Genomic DNA, 16543 nt, shown 5'->3' with positions numbered 1-16543 from the left:
GCCCAGTGGAACTCAGCGGCGGAATCGCAGCACGTGGTCATCCTTCTCTTCGCTGCTGAAAGCCGCCTTGGTGAAATCTTCCGCTGACTGACCGGGGACGCTTCGATAACTGCTGGGGCGAACGAGGAGTTCGACCTCATCGGCGATGGACACCGGCACAGTGCCGAGCAGTTCGATCCGGTACGGCGTGCCGATCTTGTTGTCGATGGTGTCGGGCGGCGTTTCGTTATCGGTCTCTTCCATGAACCAGATCCGGCCAGAGTCGTCCGTCAGTCGCACCTTTGGAGAGCCGTGGCGGATCGCGCCCTCGCTATCAAGGGCGGTCCTGGTGACAACGGCCTTCATCCACTGCCGGTCCGAGGTGTCCGGTTTTCCGGTCGGGTCAGAGATCTTCTCAAGTGTGGCCTGCCAGGAAACGTGCTGCCAGCCGGCTGCCTTGCCCGGGTCCACGATCTGGATGACGTCGCTCGGCCGGCCATATTTGTAGACGTTGTAACCAAACAATCCGGGCAGGCCCACGGCGAGCGCTACGGACAGTGCCGCGCCCGACCACAGCAGCGCCGTACGCCGAGGCTTCCGCTCGGGCACGTCGCCGGGGGAGGGTAACTGGGCGGGCGGGGGCTCGGCGGCCGGGCCTGGCACCTCCGGTGGTTCCGCTGGCGGAGTGTCGACGGCCGCTGGTCCGACAGGTGGCGGCGCACCATGCGATGGGGAGGCCGCGAGCGGGGTGGCTCGGAGGGCGGGGAACGGCTGGGTGGAGTCCGCTTCCCGCTCCGGCGGCCAGACCCGGACATCCTGCGGCTGCCGCAGCCGGCCGGGAATCGGGATCGCGGCCGGCGCCTGAGGCAGCGGGCCGCTGTAGGTGATGTCGGACGGGTCGTCCGGGATCTCCGTGGGCTGGCTCGGCGGGGGTGCGAACCAGTCACGCTCGCGCGGCGTCTCGTTCGTCGGGGGTTCGTTGGTGGAGGGCTCGGTCATCGCTTCTTGCTCACGAGTGAGTGGTAGTCCTCTGCCTGCGAGATCAGCCGCCTGCCCGCCTCGTCGGACAGGCCGAGATCGATCTCCGCTTCCGGTGCGAAGTTATCCATGACGATGGCGGATCCCGCTGGAATGAATACGAGCCGGGCTCCGGGCACCGCGTCCTTGGGCACCTCGAAGACCAGGACTCCGCTGATCCAGAAGCCCGGCTGGATCCATCTGTTGAAGAAGGTGAGGCTCTGGGCGACCTTGTCGGTGGGCCGGTATCGCCGGCCGTCCTCGGTCAGCAGCACCGGCGGGTTGAGCGCAGCCACCTGCATCGGCTCGCGGGCAGCGGTCGCGGAGACGTCGACCACGAGGAACAGGTTGCTGGTCCCCACCTTGGTCACGTTGTCGCTGTAGTCCTGGGTGTCGACGGCATGCGCGGCGGTCACCGAGGCCACCTTGACGTTGTAGCGCCCGGTCGCGACCACCTCGCCGATCCGCCCCTTGTACGTGAGGGACGAGGTGCGCTGCTCGAACGACAGGGCGAAGGTCTGCGCGTAGACCGCCGCTGCCGCGAGTGCGATCCCTATAACAGCCGCGGTGATCCGTCGGCCGAGGCTCTTGCGCACCGGACGTTTCTCGGCCGCCTGGGGAGCGGCGATGGGCGCCTGTGATTGTGCCACCACCATCACGTCTGCTCCTGCCGTACCGGGAGGGAGACCTGGGCGGCTATCGCAGGGATGATGAATTCCCCCTCACTGGCCGCGTCGGTAGGCAACTCCCCTTTCGGGACGATCTGCCAATAGTACGTCTGGTGTCGGTCGCTTATCCGCTCGTAGACGAACTTCCCGACATCAACGGTGATCGACGAAGGAGGCTGCTGGGCGGGCTCCAACTCGTACTTCACGACGACCGTCGTCGTTATCCCCGGGTGGAGCAACTGACTCTTGATCCCGTAGCTGACCACCGAGGCCAGCGGATCGTACTTGGACTTGATCGCGGGAGTTACCCGAAGGATGGATCCCGCGAAGCCGGGAGTCCTGGAGACCATGTCGCCGGACTTGGGGAGGACGCCGACAAATGCCGTCTCTTTGCCGAGGTTGGTGACCTTGACGAGGATTTCGAGGTAGCGCCTGGTCACGCCGAAGCTGCCCTGCTCGGTCGTGTCGACGGCCTCGAGGAACTCCGTACGGAACTGGCCCTGGTCGATGACCTGTCCCGGGGTGACATGCGGAGGCTTCTCCGGCGGGGCCTCCTTCAGCCCGCCCAACGCGGCGGTGACGCCGATCCCGGCGGCGGCCAGCGCTGCGGCGACCGGGACCAGGACCGGGCGTCGGCGACGGGTGCCATGACTGGGTGACGTCATGGCAAGCGATGGTAGTACGACCACACTCGCCTCATCCGCCCCATCCGCTCCCTTGATCCCGACTCCGCGGGACCGTGCTCTTGATCCCGCCTCCGGCGGGAATATAAGGGCGCGAATGGCGAGAAGCCCACCCTGACAGGGCTTCCAACTCCTACGCTGGTGATCGAGGCGGACATGGAGGACTGGGCTCGTGGGCGACCCGCACCCTGAGCATGCCCAGCCCCAGGCAGATCGGATCTACCTGGGCTGGCAGTACGCTCTGTTGTACCCGGATCCCGGACCACCACCGAAGCGTCCGGCCCGGGATGACGTCGTCGCCGACGAGGACGCGGCCGGGCAGGACGACGAGTGGCTCCGCCGGGCACGGCTCCAGGAGGACCTGCTCAACCACCCGGTACGGATCTTCCGTACGTTCATGACCGTCGTGGCGGCGGTGATCCTCACCCTCGGCGTATTGGGCCTGCTGGCCTGGCCGCTCGTACTGCTCGGCCTGGTGGCGGCCGGCGGCGTCGCCGGGATCTGCGCGTACGCCATCCGGCAGGGCAACCGGACCGTCGACGCGCGGGTGAGCCAGCGCCGGGAGTCGGCCCGGCGCGAGCAGGAGCGGCGCCGCCGCGAGATCGTCACCGCCCAGGAGGATCACGCCGCGAAATACCGTGACTGGGCGGAGCGGAAGAACCGGTTCGACCGCCAGCTCACCTGGTACGCGGTGGCCGTGCCCGACGAGATCGACCGGGTCGACGTGGCGGGCGGCACGCTGCCGGGATGGTCGGCGCTGATCACGCTGATCGGCGCGACCCGCCTCTACAGCGGGGGCCACCTGACCGTCCTCGACCTGTCCGAGGGTGCGATCGCCAAGGACCTGATCGAGCTGGCCAGGCGGGGCGGCGACGACCCGCTCGTCTGGGTGCTCCCGGTGGACCTGCCCCGCCTCGACCTGGGCGCGACGCTCAAGCCCGAGGCGTTCGCCGACGTGCTGGCGCACGTGGTCAGCGTCAGCGAGGAGACGAGCCGGGACATCGGCTTCGACAACGCGATCCTGGAACGGGTCCTGGAGGTCCTCGGCGAGAACGCGACGATCAGCCAGGTCACCGCTGCTCTGCGGGCCCTGGCCCAGGTGGGCGACCCGCGCGACGACATGCGGTTCGGCCTGCTCACCGCGGGCCAGCTCGAACGCATCGGCATGCTGTTCGGCCGGGGCGTGGCCGACCGGGTGGTCATCGAACGGGCCTGGGCGCTGGAGTCCCAGTTACGCAAGCTGGAGGCGCTCGGCACCGAGGCCGTACGGCTGCCGCCCGCCCGGCTGCGCGTGGTCAGCATGGACCGGCAGGCCGGCGTCTTCGGCAACCGCGTCCTGGGGACGTACGTCGCCACCGCGCTCACGCACATCCTGCGCCAGTCGCCGGCGAGTGAACGGCCCTGGTATCACACGATCATCGTCGCCGGGGCGGACAAGCTGCGCGGCGACGTGCTCGACCGGTTGATGGACGCCTGCGAGACCTCGCGTACCGGGCTCGTCCTCACCTACCGCAGCCTCACCCCGACGGTCCGGGAGCGCCTGGGCCGCGGCCACGCCGCTGTCGCGTTCATGCGCCTGGGCAACGCGGAGGACGCCCGGGTGGCGAGCGAGCACGTCGGCACCGAGCACCGCCTGCAGTTGGCGCAGCTCACCGAGACGTTCAGCTCGGCGGTGCACGGCGCCGGCGGCTTCTACACCTCCACGGTGGGCGCGGGCCACACCAGCCAGGAGGAGAAGGGCGAAGGCGACCTCAGGGAGGACATCACGGAGTCGACCGAATGGGGCCGTCACACCAACACGGTCGCCGAGGGGGTGCTGCAGCGGTCGCGCGAGTTCCTGGTCGAGCCGCACCAGCTCCAGCAGCTCCCCACGACGTCCGTGATCGTCACGCATGCGACGGCCGAGGGACGGCAGGTGCGGCTGGCCGACGCCAACCCGGCGATCCTCACCCTCCCCAAGACCACGCTGCACGAGTTCGGCGAGGTACGGCGGGCCGCGCTGGCCGCCGAGGAATCGAAACCGCACAGGTATGGAGGGCGGAGCCACGGAACGCGACCTCAGGGAGCGGGGGAGCCGAAGCCATCCGAGCGGGAAGCCAGCGACAACCAGGACGATAGAGACAACCGGGACGAGGGAACCGCACCGCCGGGCGCTCCGCCCGCCGACGCAGCCCGTTCTGACGCAGCCCGTTCTGACGCCGTACGATCCGGGGCCGCCCCGGCCGACTCCCTGCCCACCGAACCCCTGCCCACCGAACCGCTGCCGGCCGACGCTCCGCCGCCCAATCTCGGCCCTCCGCCGCCGCGGCTGGACTGGCGCAGGCGGCAATAGACACGGTTTGGAACGGGTAAGGGCATCGTCAACACGGCCATGCGCACGTGATGGTTGAACGAGTCTCTTCCCTGTTCGTCGTCGACTGAGGGTTCTCATGCATCCGTTTCCCCTGAGCGGGCCGTGGTACCGAATCCAGGCGATAACAGCCCCCTCGCGCAGTTCATCCGCTGAGTGGGACTTCGTCACGGTTCTCCCGGCTGTCCTTTCCGCCGCCCAGCGCAACCGGCCGTTCGTCATCGGCTGGCTCTCCCGGGGCTCGGGCGCCCCGCTCGAGCTGATCACGAACGCCGGACCGCTCACCCCGCCCCGCCCGCCCAGGCGCGCGACGGCGCCCGGCGAGTCCCACGTCGTCAGCCCTCAGCCGCTGCTGTTCCCCGGTGGCGCCCGTGGGGTGGAGATCGGCGACGAGTGGCTGGACGACCTGGCAGACCTGGTGTGGACGCCGTGCCCCGGCCGCCAGGCACCCCCGTTGTACGGCAGGCGTGAGCCCGAGCACGATGAGCACAAGCGGCCGACGCTGTTCGAGTCCACGCTGGTCACGCTCATGTCCCGGCCGTTCGGCTGGGTGGTGGTGGCCGAGCCGACCGATCTGCTCGACGCGGAGGTCACCCACCTGCGCACCCAGCTCAACGTGCTGCGACAGTACGGCGACGCCTCCGAGCGGTCGCGGTTCGACGCCGAGCGGGCCGAGCGCAGGATGCAGGAGCTCGACGCCTTCCGCGAGGCCGGGCTGTGGAACGTGCGGGTGCTCGCCGGCGCCGCCGGACCCGACGAGCTGCGCCAGATCGCACCGGTGCTCGTCGGTTCCGTGGAGATGAGCCACCACCCCTACCGGCTGCGCAGCGCCATGTCGCTGCCGGCCCTCACCGGCGACGGCGGGTGCGATTCGGTGTACGGCTTCGCCGAGGCGCTCACGGTCAACCTGCAGGACTCCGCCGACGGCGCGGGCGCGCCGTTCGCGGCCACGGCGGGCGCGCTCGCCGCGCTCGCCGGACTGCCGCGGCGGGAGGTGCCGGGAGTGCGCGTGCTCGACGCCGGCTTCTTCGACGTGACGAGCGAGGCCGAGGCGGAGGGCTCGGGCGAGCTGATCGATCTCGGCGCGATCGTCGACGGACAGGACCGGGCGGTCGGCACGTTCCGGGTGCCGCTGGCCACGCTCAACCGTCACGCGTTCGTCACCGGGGCGACCGGTTCCGGCAAGTCCCAGACCGTCAGGCACCTGCTGGAACAGCTCACCGAGGCGGGGATCCCATGGTTGGCGATCGAGCCGGCCAAGTCGGAGTACGCCGCGATGGCCGGCCGCGTCGAGCAGCTGGCCCCGGTGACCGTGATCAACCCGTCGGCGCCCGGCAACGTGCCGATCAGCGTGAACCCGCTGGCTCCCGAGCCGGGCTATCCGGTCCAGGCGCACATCGACATGGTCCGCGCGCTCTTCATGGCCGCCTTCGACGCCGAGGAGCCGTTCCCGCAGATCATGTCGCTCGCGCTGCAGCGGGTGTACGAGGCCAACGGGTGGGACGTGGTGACCGGGGGCGGCATCCCCGGCGCGGCCGTACAGCCCGCGGTGCCGACCCTCGAGCAGCTCCAGCAGCACGCGCTCGAGGTGATCCAGGAGATCGGCTACGGCAACGAGGTCCAGGCCGACGTCGAGGGGTTCATCAGCCTGCGCCTGCGCAGCCTGCGGGTGGGCAGCGCGGGCAGGTTCTTCGAGGGCGGCCATCCCGCCGACATCGGCGGGCTGCTCCAGCGCAACGTCGTGCTCGCGATCGAGGACGTGGCCAACGACGAGGACAAGGCGTTCCTGATGGGCACGCTGATCATCCGGATCGTCGAGCACCTGCGGATGCGGGCCAGGCAGGAGCCGCGGCACGAGCAGCGGGAGCGAGGGCTCCGCCACGTCATCGTGATCGAGGAGGCGCACCGCCTGCTGCGCGACCGCGGCGCCCAGCGCGCCTCCACCCACGCGGTCGAGCTGCTCGCCGGGATGCTCGCCGAGATCAGGGCGTACGGCGAGGGCATCGTCGTGGCCGAGCAGATCCCGACCAAGCTCGTGTCCGACGTCGTGAAGAACACGGCGCTCAAGGTCGTGCACCGGCTCCCGGCCGAGGACGACCGGCAGCTCGTGGGGGCGGCGATGAACCTGAGCGAGGACCAGTCCCGCCAGGTCGTCTCGCTCCAGCCCGGGCACGCCGCGGTCTTCGCCGACGGCATGGACCGGCCGCTGCGGGTCCGGGTGCCGCTGGGGGAGGACCGGGAGCGCCCGACGCACAGCCCGGTGCCGCCGATCCGGGGGCGCCGCTCGGCCGCCTGCGGCGGCGAGTGCCGTACGGGCAGGGCGTGCACGCTGGTCGAGCTGCGGGAGGCCGACCTGCTCGCGGCCGCGCCCGAATGGGCCTGGCTGCGGATCTGGACCGACACGGTGATCCTGGCGTTCGTGACGAACCGGTCGCTGCCCGGTGTGCCGCGCGTGCTCTCCGACGGCTGGGCGGAGCTGCCGGTCAAGCGCCGGGAGTGCCTGCTGGCCACGCTGGTCGAGCAGGCGGTCGCCGGCCGGGCCTGGTCGCTGCGTACGTGCTTCGACCCCGCGCGGCTCACCGAGAGGGCCGCCGAGGTCGCGGCCGGGCTGCTCGGGCAGCGGGAGCGGACGCCGCCGATGCGCGCCGGCGAACGGCCCGGGCCGGGCTGGGTGATCCCACAGGTCCGCTGGCTGCACGAGGTGGACCGGCTGTTCCCCTTCGGCCGCCCGGCGCCCGACCTGCGCAGTCCCGCCCCGGCCATGGAATACCCCCTGTTCGGGACGGGGGAGCCCGTCGCCGGCGAGCCTGTCGAGTCGGCCGAGACCTCGACGGCCTCCGCCGGAGGGCGAGGCGGCGCAGTGGCGGTCGGCGTCCGTACGGAGTTGCTCGGCCATCGGGCCAAGGCGCTGCGCCATCACCCGCTGTCGATGGAGGTCGACCGCAACCGGGCGCTGGCCTGGCGGGTGATCCTCGGCGACGACGAGCACGAGGGCGTCCAGCGGGACGTGATGACCGTCGCGCTCGCGGTCGAGCCACGCGACCGGTTCAAGTACGTCGCCCAGACGATGGCGGCCGGCTGGCTGGAGACCGTGCTGTCGTGGCCGCGCCGCTTCGTGCTCCCCTTCGACGGAGAGACCCCCGCCGAGCTCTCCTTCACCGGCCCGGACGGCCCCGGACCACACTGACCGCACCGTCCGGTCCCGCGACCCTGTACCGGAACCTGGTCAAGGAACGCGCGTCCAGGCTAGGCCCGATCTACGGTCGGCCCCACGTCCATTTACCGTCTCCGGGCCAACCGGCTAGATCTTGTGGGTGAGTCTCAGGTCGGCGAGTTGGAACAACTCGGAGGCGTGCTTGGTGAGCAGGTGCGCGATCGGTTCGGGCTTCAACGCGATTTGAGTCAGCTGCTCCGGATGGAGTGGCACTTCCTCCGTGATGTACTGGCCGCTGGAAGGGTCGGCGAACTCCGGCCCGGTCCGCCGGTCGGGATCCCATGACCCGATCCGGCCGAGGAAGAAGTATTGCCGATCCTCGTCGGTTTCCAGGATATGGATCAGGGCGTCGATGGTGGGCTGTCCGGCGAGTTCTTCGTCGATCTCCCGGAGTAGCGCCGCTTCCAAGGTGGCGTCGTCTGGCTCGACTCCCCCGCCGGGAAGTACCCAGTATGGATCAACCCCGGGGCGGACGCGTTTGATCGTCAACAGATTTCCGGCCGGGGTGATGAGGACTCCGCGTACGCGTTCTTTCATGGGGACAATGGTCCTTCCGGTCAGTGAAGGAGCCAGCCGCCGTCGACGTGCAGGGACTGGCCGGTGATGAACGATGCCTCGGGTCCTGCGAGGAACGCTACCGCGCTGGCGACGTCGTCCGGCTGTCCTCTGCGTTTCAGGCATTGGCGTGCCACCTGTGCATCCGGTGGTGTCCGGTCGCTCGCGGGAAGCGTGGTTTCCCGTTCCACCTCGATAGGACCGGGCACGACGGTGTTGACGGTGATCGCGTAGGGGCCGAGCTCGCGGGCGAGGGACCGGGTGAACCCGACCAGTCCGGCTTTCGCCGCCGCGTAGGCGACCAGTCCCGGCCGGCCGGCCCGGGCGGTGATCGACCCTATGTTGATGACCCGTCCACGGCAGCGGGCGACCATGCCGGGAGTGAACGCTTTGGCGCACCGGTAGTGCACGGTCAGGTTGAGGTGCAGCGCTTGCCCCCAGGTGTCCTCGTCGAGGTCGGTCCAGCGGGTGCGGGGGTAGTCGCCCGCGTTGTTGACCAGGATGTCGACGGGGCCGAGCCGCTCGTGCACGGTCTCCGCCAGAGCACGCACCTCGCCGGGGCGGGTGAGGTCGGCCTTGACGGTGACGGCCGCGCGGCCCGCGTCCCGCACCTGGGTGGACACGTCCAGTGCTTCATACTCCTGATGCCCGGGGTGGTTGATCGCGACGTTGGCGCCGGCACGGCCGAGCGCCACGGCGATGGCGGCGCCGATTCCCGTAGCCGAGCCGGTGACGACGGCGACCTGACCGTCCAGCGGGCGGGTGACCGGGCTGCTCATCGCTGCTCCTGTCGGGAGGATTCGGCGGTCGCGGCGAAGTCGTCCAGTCGGGTGCCCGGGTCGAGCACCTGGACGAGTTTCAGCAGGCAGACGGCTGCGTCCGCGCGGGTCATATGGATGATCGGAATGACGCCCAGGATGCGCGTCGCGAGCCATGGTCGCATGGCGGCCAGCGGATCGCGGTGCGGGCCGCAGATCAGCTCACCGATGTCGCCGTGCAGGCGCCGCAGTAGCGCGGTGATCACAGCGCGCCGACCGGCGTCCGCTCTGATCTGCGCGGCGATGTCCACTCTCCCGTCCTGGAGGTGCAGGTACGTCACGGCCGGTGGCAGCGGCAGACCAGGGGCGTGGACGGTGCGGGCATAGGTCAGCGGCTTGTACAGGGGCACCAGCCAGCCGCCCATCGCCAGCAGGTACCACAGCAGGGTCGCCACCTCGCCGGCCAGCGCGTTACGCCCCGCGTGTTCATAGTCGAGCCAGCGCATCGGGGCGGCGATGTTCGGCTCGGTGGGGTCACCTTGGGTGACCGCGGTCGGGCATCGCCTGCCCGGTGCCAGTTCAATGCGGAGCTGCGCCAGCAGGGCGGGCATGTCCACAGGGGTGACGGCGGCACCGGTGTCGACCACGACGGGGGGCATCCGCCCGTACCAGGAGTCGAGGCGGCCGCCGGGGGCGAGCCTGGCGGCGTACAGGCCCGGCTGGCACTGTCCGATCGGGGCAGTGCGGCCGGTTCTGGCGGCGGCCTGTGCCCAGCTGTCGCATACCGCGTCGACGAGCGCCGCCGCGGCGGGCGCCTGTGCGGGATCGCGGTCGGCGTCGGCGATGAGGTCTGCCAGCAGGCGGGTGCATCGCCCGGCGGCGAAGACGTCCTCGTAGATCAGCGTGTGCTGGCCACCGGGTGCGGCATGCTGGCCCAGCAGTGTCGCGACCGGCAGGTGCCCGCGGATGGACCGCCACCCTTCAAGTTCGCGGTGCACCCGCTCCAACGGCATCGTTTTGCGGAATGTGCCGTCGGCGTGGCGGGCAAAACCACCGGCGGGATCGGCGATCGGGGATGCGGCAGTCATCTCGAGGGTCACGGGGCGGCCTCCACGCTGGCCAGCCACCACCGCAGCACCTGCTCGGCGAGCCGAACGGTGACTACCGGGTCGGCAGGCGCGTCCGCTGGGGTCGGCAGCCCGGCGAACTCGGTGAATGCCTCAAGCGCGTCGGCATCGCTGTAGTGCATCTGCCCCTCGCACCGCAGCACGATCTTCGCCAGCACTCCGGCCGTCTTGTACGCGGTGCGGATGTCGACAGGGTCGGCCAGCAGAATCCGCCGCAGGCCGAACGCCGCGGTCGCGCCTTCGTGCCGATTGCGAGCGGCGACCATTCGGGTGTCGGGGTGGGGAAGGCGGAACCCCGGCGCTGCCCACAGCACTGGTGCCTTCCCCGCCGCAATTGACGTGATCGCGTAGAGCAGGCGAGACGTCAGGGCGCCGGCACGGATCTCCCCTGGTGTGATCACGGTGAGGCCGAGTTTGACGCCATCCAGCTGGTCACGCGTCTGTCGTAAGGCAACTCTGATGTGGAGTGTGGCAGTCGCGTCGGCGACGAAGAGCACGTCCAGGTCACTCCACCCGATGCGGTATTCACCGCGACCACCGGACCCCGTCACCGCGATCATCTGCACGCGCGGAGCGGAACTGGTGAGCGTCGTCAGCACGCTGTCGAGGAAACCGGCGAGATGGGCGGGCAACCCCAGGTCGGGTACGGTGACCCGCCGGGGGCTGCGGTCGGGCCACAGCCGCCGCCGCACTATCAGGTCCAGCGCGTGGAATAGCTCAGTACGGGAGCGGTCGTTGCCGATGACCACATCGGCGATGCTGAGGACACGGTCGGCCCCGCGATCCCGCTTGATCGTGTCCCGTTCGGCGACGTCATCGGGACCTTGGGTGCCGCGCCGGCACCGTACTTCCGCCGATGTGTCGAGGTAGGCCACCGTCAGCGCCGGGCCGAGGAGCTTGCCGAGCTCCTGTGTCAGGTCGGCTCTGTGCAGGCTCTCGATGCTGAGGTGGGGCTGGTAGTGGTGCGCTGCGGCGTACTGGTCGAGTTCCAGCACCAGCAGCTCGGCCAGTTCGACCGGCGGCAGGACGTACACGTCGGCGATGCGGTGGCGCGCGGCGGCGCAGTCCAGCAGGTAGCCGATTTTCAGCCGGGCGAACCCGTGCTCGTGCTGCAGGTATTCTCCCGCTGTGGACTTGCCGCTCTCCGACATGCCCCCCAGAGCGACGGTCCACCGGCTGGTGACGACAGGCGGCGCGACCGGCACCGACATCTGCTCCAACCGCACGCACAGGTCACCGTGCACAGCCGTGATCGACCGGTCACCGACGACGATCGGGGTGTCGTGCGGCCGGTGGTGGAGGTGCTCGTTGAGGGCGACCTGGTAGCGGCGGTACATGCCGGTGACGGCGTGTTCCCGGGACAGGGCCACCTCTGCGCCCCGCAACGGGTCCTCGGCATGCAGGAGCAGCACCTCCTGTTCGGCGCGCTGCGCCTTGACGATGTCGGACGCGTACGGCGCCAGCAGGCGGGCCGCCCGATCAGCGGCGACGGGGAGCGGGACCTCGTCGCGGGCGGCCACGGTGGCCGCGATGGACGCGCCGAGCATGCTCATGCCCCGATCCAGCAGCAGGATCCGGCCTGGTGGGCTGGACTGGGCCGTGGCTGCGCGTGCCAGGTAGGAGCATGCGAGCACGTCCACGACTTCACCGATCGGGGCCGAGTGGAACCACCATGCGGCCAGGCCCTGACGTTTCGCTTCCGCCCACCGGGCGTCGTAGTCGTCCAGCGGGCCGAGATCGCGGGCGCCGTATCGGCGGGCGAGGAGCCTGACCTGGGTGGTCTTCCCGACGTTGTCGGGCCCGCTCACGGCCACGGCGGGCAAGGGGGCGTCGGGCATTATGCCTCCCGGCGGGGTGGAGTGTCTGGGCGCGAAAGGCCGTCCAGTCGCGGGTCAGGGTGCTCAGCCGCCGCTCGCGCCATCTCCCGGGGGAGGCCTCGTGGTGGATGCGCAGTTCCCGCGTGAACACCAGCGCCTGGTTGACCGTGAACGCCGCACGCGTCTGCGGGTCGGCGGCGGCGATGCGCGTGTCGATCAGGTGGCGTGCTGGCGAGACCGCGCCGAGCAGCACCCACAGCAGCGCCAGGTCGAACCCTGGCAAGTACAGCCCGGCGAACTCCCAGTCGAGCAGCGCCACTTGGCCAGGCTCGCCGGAGTCGGCCAGCAGACGGACGTTGCTGGGCAGCAGGTCGCCATGGGCGAAACACCGCCGAGAGCCGGCCTGGGCGAGCAGTACGGCCAGGGCACGGTGATCGTCGTCGTCGAGCAACCCCGCGCGGTAGTCGCGCTCCACCCGCTCGCGGTAATCCCACCCACTCAGCGGCATGGGCGGTTCCCACCGGGCCAGGGAAGCGACCGCGTCCAGCACCGCGGTGATGTCGTCCGCCGGGACCGGCCCGGCCGGATACCGGTCGTCGGCCAGCCTCCTGCCGGTCAGCCGTTCGAGGACCAGCACCCCGGCGGGGGCGTCCGCGTCGACCAGGCGTGGCACGCGGACCGGCGGCGCATGCCGGGTGAACGCCCGGTACATGCCGACCTCCCGGTCGAACTTGTCCCGCCAGAACGGGCCCCGGTCGACCAGCACCTTCGCGACGACCTGCTGCGGGCCGACGCTGCCGCTCATCACGATCGTCTTACTGGTGTGTCGTAGCAGGTCGGTCGGGACGAAATCCGGGCGCACACGCTGCACCGCCTGTACGGCGTGATGCCTGTTCTGCGTCGGCGAACTGGGCGCGGCCGCTACCAGCACGGGTCGGGCATTCACTAGGTACCTCCCATCACACACAGTTCTGTTGGATGAATCGACGTGTTGCCCTCCTGAGGGCCGATGAGGATGAGACACAAGCGCTCGGGCGGGGGCTCGGGGGATGGTTCGGGGGGCGCCGGGGTTTGATCCGTCGGAGGGTTCGGCCCCGCCGTCATCTCTAGGGGCAGGTACTGTGGCGCGAATCGCCTGGCCGATCCGGTGGAAGTAGACCATCAGGTAGTCCATCAGTGACCTCCGCGCCTTGGCGGAATGGCCGACATAGTCAGACGATCCGTACGGCATAGATGCCGACGGCACCGCTGACCTGTCGGTAGCGGGCGGCGATCTGCTCGGCCGCCTGCACGGTCTGGCCGGCCGGGATGGTGGCGGTGACCGGATACCCGTTGGGACGGCGGGCACCGGTTGACCAGCTGATCTCGCCGAGACGGATCCACACGCACAGGTCCCCCAGCCGTACTACGGCGACGCCGTGAAGCGCGGCGATCGTGCTGGTGATGCCGTGGTCCGCGGCCAGGTGCGAGGCGAGCTGCCGCGCCACCGCCTCGGCGTGCGTCGTCGGTGGGGTCTGTGCGGAGGCGAGCACATTCAATGGGTCTCCTGAGCAAGCGTTTCTTGAGGAAAGACACCGCCACGTCGTGGTGACCGTGAGCGGACCAGCGTGATGGGCACTTGCTCAGCTGCGGGAACAGCATCACCTCTGAACGGGTGCCGGAGACCCAACGATCCTTCTGTGCAGGTAACGGCGGTAGTGAGGACTGCCCGCCCGGACCAGGAGGACTGAACGCCACGCCAGGAAGATCATCCTCCGGTAGGTGGGGGATAAGGAGGAGCGTCCGCACTGTCGTAGGGGCCAGTACAGAGGCGACACTTGCCTCGGCGGCGTACGGTGGCGGTACGGCCATGGCTGTGGAATCGGCGACAGCGGGAGAACGGCAGTGGGCCCACGACAACCTGATGCACATGTTCGGCAGTGCGCTCAGCGAATCCGGTTCGAGGTCGTCGGCACCCTGTCGCCGGACCCGCTCGACCCCCTCACCCTGCGGCGGATCGCCGAACAGATCCGCACCTGCTGCAGACACCGGCCGCTCAAGGCATGGCGACTGGCCGCCGGATGGACGGTCGACGAAGCGGTCCGCCGTGTCCACGCCCTGTGTGATGATCTGGGCCTGGCCCGCTGCGGCCTGGTCGAACGCTCTTGGCGCGAATGGGAGGCGACCGCGACCCCGGATCGCTTCTATCAGGACCTGCTGTGCCGCCTGTTCGCCACCGGTCCCGTCCAACTCGGGTTCGGCGCCGACTACTCACCACCTCTCCTGCCCGTGCCGCTGCCGGCAGCACGGGCATCAGTACATGTCGGGGATGGAAAGACAGATGATCACCACTCGCCTCCGCACAGCCTCCAGGACCTGGTGATGTCAGCCGCACACGAGTCGGCCGACTTCATCAGCCGCGCCGAACAGGCCGACGTCGGCCCGCACACCCTGGAACAGTTCCACGCAGACATCGCCCGCATCGTCATTACCTACCCCAATCGGCCTGTCGCCCCGACGTTCGTGGAAGTGCTGCACTTACGTGACCGCGCTTTCCAACTCCTCGAAGGCAGGCAGCGCCCAGACCAGGCCCGCGATCTGTATCTGATCACGGGGGTACTGTGCGGCATCTTGGCCAACGCATCATTCGATCTGGGAAACCTGGCCGCCGCCGAGACCCAGGCCCGCACCGCGCGACTGTGTGCGGAGCTGGCCGGAAACAACTGGCTACTCACCTGGGTCGGCGGCACCCAGAGCCTGATCGCCTACTGGGACAACCGGCCCACCGACGCCGTGACTTTGGCCCGCTCGGTCTGGGACCACACCCCCGAAACCGGCACCGTCCAAGTACGGCTGGCCGCGCTGGAGGCCCGTGCCCACGCCCGAATGCGCGACGCCGCAGCCGCCGATGAGGCACTACGCCGCGCCGATCGAGCCCGCGAACAGATCCGCGGAGACGACGAGTTCGGTGGCATGCTCGTCTTCCCGGACGCCAAGCAGTCCTTCTACGGAGCAACCTGCCAACTGTGGCTGGGCGACTCCGACGAACGCCGCTACCGGGACGCCGAACGCCTTGCCGCCGCCGCGGTGATCTGGTACGAGGCATCCCTGCCGGAGCAACGCCGTATCGGCGAACAGTGCCTGGCGATGCTGGAGCTGGCCGCCGCCCGGTTGGCCCACGGCGAACTCGACGGCACCGTAGAAGTCGCTCAGGCTGTGCTGAGCATGGGCGCACGGCGACGTACCGACAGCGTGGCCCGGCGGCTCCGACAGCTCGGCAACCAACTGGCCCGCCCAGTGCATCAGAACGCATCGCTCGCAATTGCCATGCGCGAGGAGATCGAAACGTTCTGCCGTGCTCCCGCTGCCCCTCCACTGGAGGCACGGCAGTGACCGTGCTCGTGCTGCATCCAGGCCAGATGGGTGCCGCGCTTGCAGTCCAGGCCCGCCGTTCGGGCTGGCGGCTGCTGTGGTGTCCGGCCGGTCGAAGCGCCGCCAGCGCCTGCCGGGCTGATGCCGCAGGCCTGGAGCCAGCCGATGACCTTCACCAGGCCCTCGCAACGGCGCGGATGGTTCTCGCGGTGTGTCCCCCGGCAGGAGCCGAAGACCTTGCCGCCCAGGTAGCCGCGGCGGGCTACCGCGGCATCTACGTGGAGGCCAATGCGATCAGCCCGCAGCGTCTGGAGCGCATCGCCGCACGGCTGGCGGGCTCGCGCGTGGTCGATGCCAGCATCATCGGCCCGCCGCCCAGCCCGTCTGCTGAGGCCCGGCTGTATCTGGCCGGGCCACCAGCGGACGTGGCCGAGGTGTCGCGCCTGTTCGCCGGCACTGCCGTGCAGACGGTTGATCTCGGCGAGCGGCTCGGCGACGCTTCCTCGCTGAAGATGGCCTTCGCCGCCTTCCAGAAGATCGCCCGTACACTCGCTGGCGTCTCCTATGCCCTGGCTGAGGAGTACGGCCTGCGTGAGCAGCTGCGTGCTGAGGCCGCCCGGATGGGCGGCTCCGCGCTCGCCGATCCCGACTATCTGCCGAGCGTGGCAGCTCGAGGGTGGCGGTGGGCGCCGGAGATGCAGGAAGTGGCCGAGACACTGCATGCGGCAGGTCTTCCCAGTGAACTGGCGGTCGCGGCGCAGACCGTGCTGGGCCGATGGGCCGGGGATAAGGACCTCTTCGACCTCTCCCTTGAGGACACCCTGGCCCACCTGCGACAGCCCGAAAAGGAAAACCAATGATTAATAGCTGCCAGGACGCCATCCCCGGACTGGAGCGCCTGTGGCCTCCACGCCGCTGCACCCCGCCCGCCCGATCGCACCCGGTGCCGAAGCATTGATCGACTTCCTGGCCTCCGCACCGTCCAGGCAGACCCTGTCCGGGCAAACCCTGGCGGTCGCCGCAC

General features: G+C 69.8%; 12 protein-coding genes. 4 read left to right on the top strand and 8 right to left on the bottom strand.

Features of this window, described 5'->3' with window-relative positions; translation table 11 throughout:
• Window positions 1-12: 12 nt before the first annotated feature.
• Genes Mth01_RS26510 through Mth01_RS26500 form a run of 3 tightly spaced genes read right to left on the bottom strand, consistent with a single transcriptional unit; the run spans window position 13 to window position 2329 of the window.
• Entirely contained in the window at window positions 13-978 is a 966-nt protein-coding gene (locus Mth01_RS26510) for a hypothetical protein (protein WP_204018685.1), read from the bottom strand.
• A complete protein-coding gene (locus Mth01_RS26505) occupies window positions 975-1652 on the bottom strand; it encodes a DUF4352 domain-containing protein (RefSeq protein WP_239090027.1) in 678 nt (225 codons plus the stop codon). The genes Mth01_RS26510 and Mth01_RS26505 overlap by 4 nt, the downstream gene beginning before the upstream one ends.
• Window positions 1652-2329 carry a hypothetical protein gene (locus Mth01_RS26500; protein ID WP_204018683.1) on the bottom strand — a complete coding sequence of 226 codons (678 nt, stop codon included), beginning with the start codon at window positions 2327-2329 and terminating at the stop codon, window positions 1652-1654. Before Mth01_RS26500 ends, Mth01_RS26505 begins: the two co-directional genes overlap by 1 nt.
• A 190-nt stretch (window positions 2330-2519) precedes the next feature.
• Here Mth01_RS26500 and Mth01_RS26495 point away from each other — a divergent pair, with 190 nt between their 5' ends.
• Window positions 2520-4679 carry a hypothetical protein gene (locus Mth01_RS26495; RefSeq protein WP_239090026.1) on the top strand — a complete coding sequence of 720 codons (2160 nt, stop codon included), beginning with the start codon at window positions 2520-2522 and terminating at the stop codon, window positions 4677-4679.
• Between the two features lie 97 nt (window positions 4680-4776).
• Window positions 4777-7884: an ATP-binding protein gene (locus tag Mth01_RS26490; RefSeq protein ID WP_204018682.1), complete on the top strand. Its 3108-nt coding sequence runs from the start codon at window positions 4777-4779 to the stop codon at window positions 7882-7884.
• Window positions 7885-7998: 114 nt separating this feature from the next.
• Here Mth01_RS26490 and Mth01_RS26485 read toward each other — a convergent pair whose 3' ends face one another.
• From Mth01_RS26485 to Mth01_RS26465, 5 genes are all read right to left on the bottom strand, one after another.
• Window positions 7999-8448: an NUDIX hydrolase gene (locus tag Mth01_RS26485; RefSeq protein WP_204018681.1), complete on the bottom strand. Its 450-nt coding sequence runs from the start codon at window positions 8446-8448 to the stop codon at window positions 7999-8001.
• Between the two features lie 20 nt (window positions 8449-8468).
• On the bottom strand, window positions 8469-9245 hold the full coding sequence (locus tag Mth01_RS26480; protein WP_204018680.1) for an SDR family NAD(P)-dependent oxidoreductase: 777 nt from the start codon (window positions 9243-9245) through the stop codon (window positions 8469-8471).
• Window positions 9242-10324, bottom strand: a complete 1083-nt coding sequence (locus tag Mth01_RS26475; RefSeq protein WP_204018679.1) for a hypothetical protein — start codon at window positions 10322-10324, stop codon at window positions 9242-9244. Before Mth01_RS26475 ends, Mth01_RS26480 begins: the two co-directional genes overlap by 4 nt.
• Before the next feature lie 1671 nt (window positions 10325-11995).
• The gene (locus Mth01_RS26470) at window positions 11996-13114 is read right to left on the bottom strand and encodes a phosphotransferase family protein (protein ID WP_204018678.1); all 1119 of its coding nucleotides are present in this window, start codon (window positions 13112-13114) and stop codon (window positions 11996-11998) included.
• A 265-nt stretch (window positions 13115-13379) separates the two neighbouring features.
• The gene (locus tag Mth01_RS26465) at window positions 13380-13706 is read right to left on the bottom strand and encodes a hypothetical protein (RefSeq protein ID WP_204018677.1); all 327 of its coding nucleotides are present in this window, start codon (window positions 13704-13706) and stop codon (window positions 13380-13382) included.
• Between the two features lie 346 nt (window positions 13707-14052).
• On the opposite strand from Mth01_RS26465, the gene Mth01_RS26460 reads away from it, so the two are divergent.
• A complete protein-coding gene (locus Mth01_RS26460) occupies window positions 14053-15540 on the top strand; it encodes a hypothetical protein (RefSeq protein WP_204018676.1) in 1488 nt (495 codons plus the stop codon).
• Window positions 15537-16379: an NAD(P)-dependent oxidoreductase gene (locus Mth01_RS26455; protein ID WP_239090025.1), complete on the top strand. Its 843-nt coding sequence runs from the start codon at window positions 15537-15539 to the stop codon at window positions 16377-16379. The genes Mth01_RS26460 and Mth01_RS26455 overlap by 4 nt, the downstream gene beginning before the upstream one ends.
• The last annotated feature ends 164 nt before the right edge of the window (window positions 16380-16543 follow it).

This window comes from Sphaerimonospora thailandensis (assembly GCF_016863115.1).
Lineage (GTDB): Bacteria > Actinomycetota > Actinomycetes > Streptosporangiales > Streptosporangiaceae > Sphaerimonospora > Sphaerimonospora cavernae.
This window is presented reverse-complemented; position numbering and strand designations above follow the sequence as displayed.

What these genes read in the sequence shown, in the direction of transcription:
- Mth01_RS26500 (WP_204018683.1), bottom strand. Translation starts at nt 2,329, where the DNA reads ATGACGTCACCCAGTCATGGCACCCGTCGCCGACGCCCGGTCCTGGTC.
- Mth01_RS26480 (WP_204018680.1), bottom strand. Translation starts at nt 9,245, where the DNA reads ATGAGCAGCCCGGTCACCCGCCCGCTGGACGGTCAGGTCGCCGTCGTC.
- Mth01_RS26510 (WP_204018685.1), bottom strand. Translation starts at nt 978, where the DNA reads ATGACCGAGCCCTCCACCAACGAACCCCCGACGAACGAGACGCCGCGC.
- Mth01_RS26490 (WP_204018682.1), top strand. Translation starts at nt 4,777, where the DNA reads ATGCATCCGTTTCCCCTGAGCGGGCCGTGGTACCGAATCCAGGCGATA.
- Mth01_RS26505 (WP_239090027.1), bottom strand. Translation starts at nt 1,652, where the DNA reads ATGGTGGTGGCACAATCACAGGCGCCCATCGCCGCTCCCCAGGCGGCC.
- Mth01_RS26485 (WP_204018681.1), bottom strand. Translation starts at nt 8,448, where the DNA reads ATGAAAGAACGCGTACGCGGAGTCCTCATCACCCCGGCCGGAAATCTG.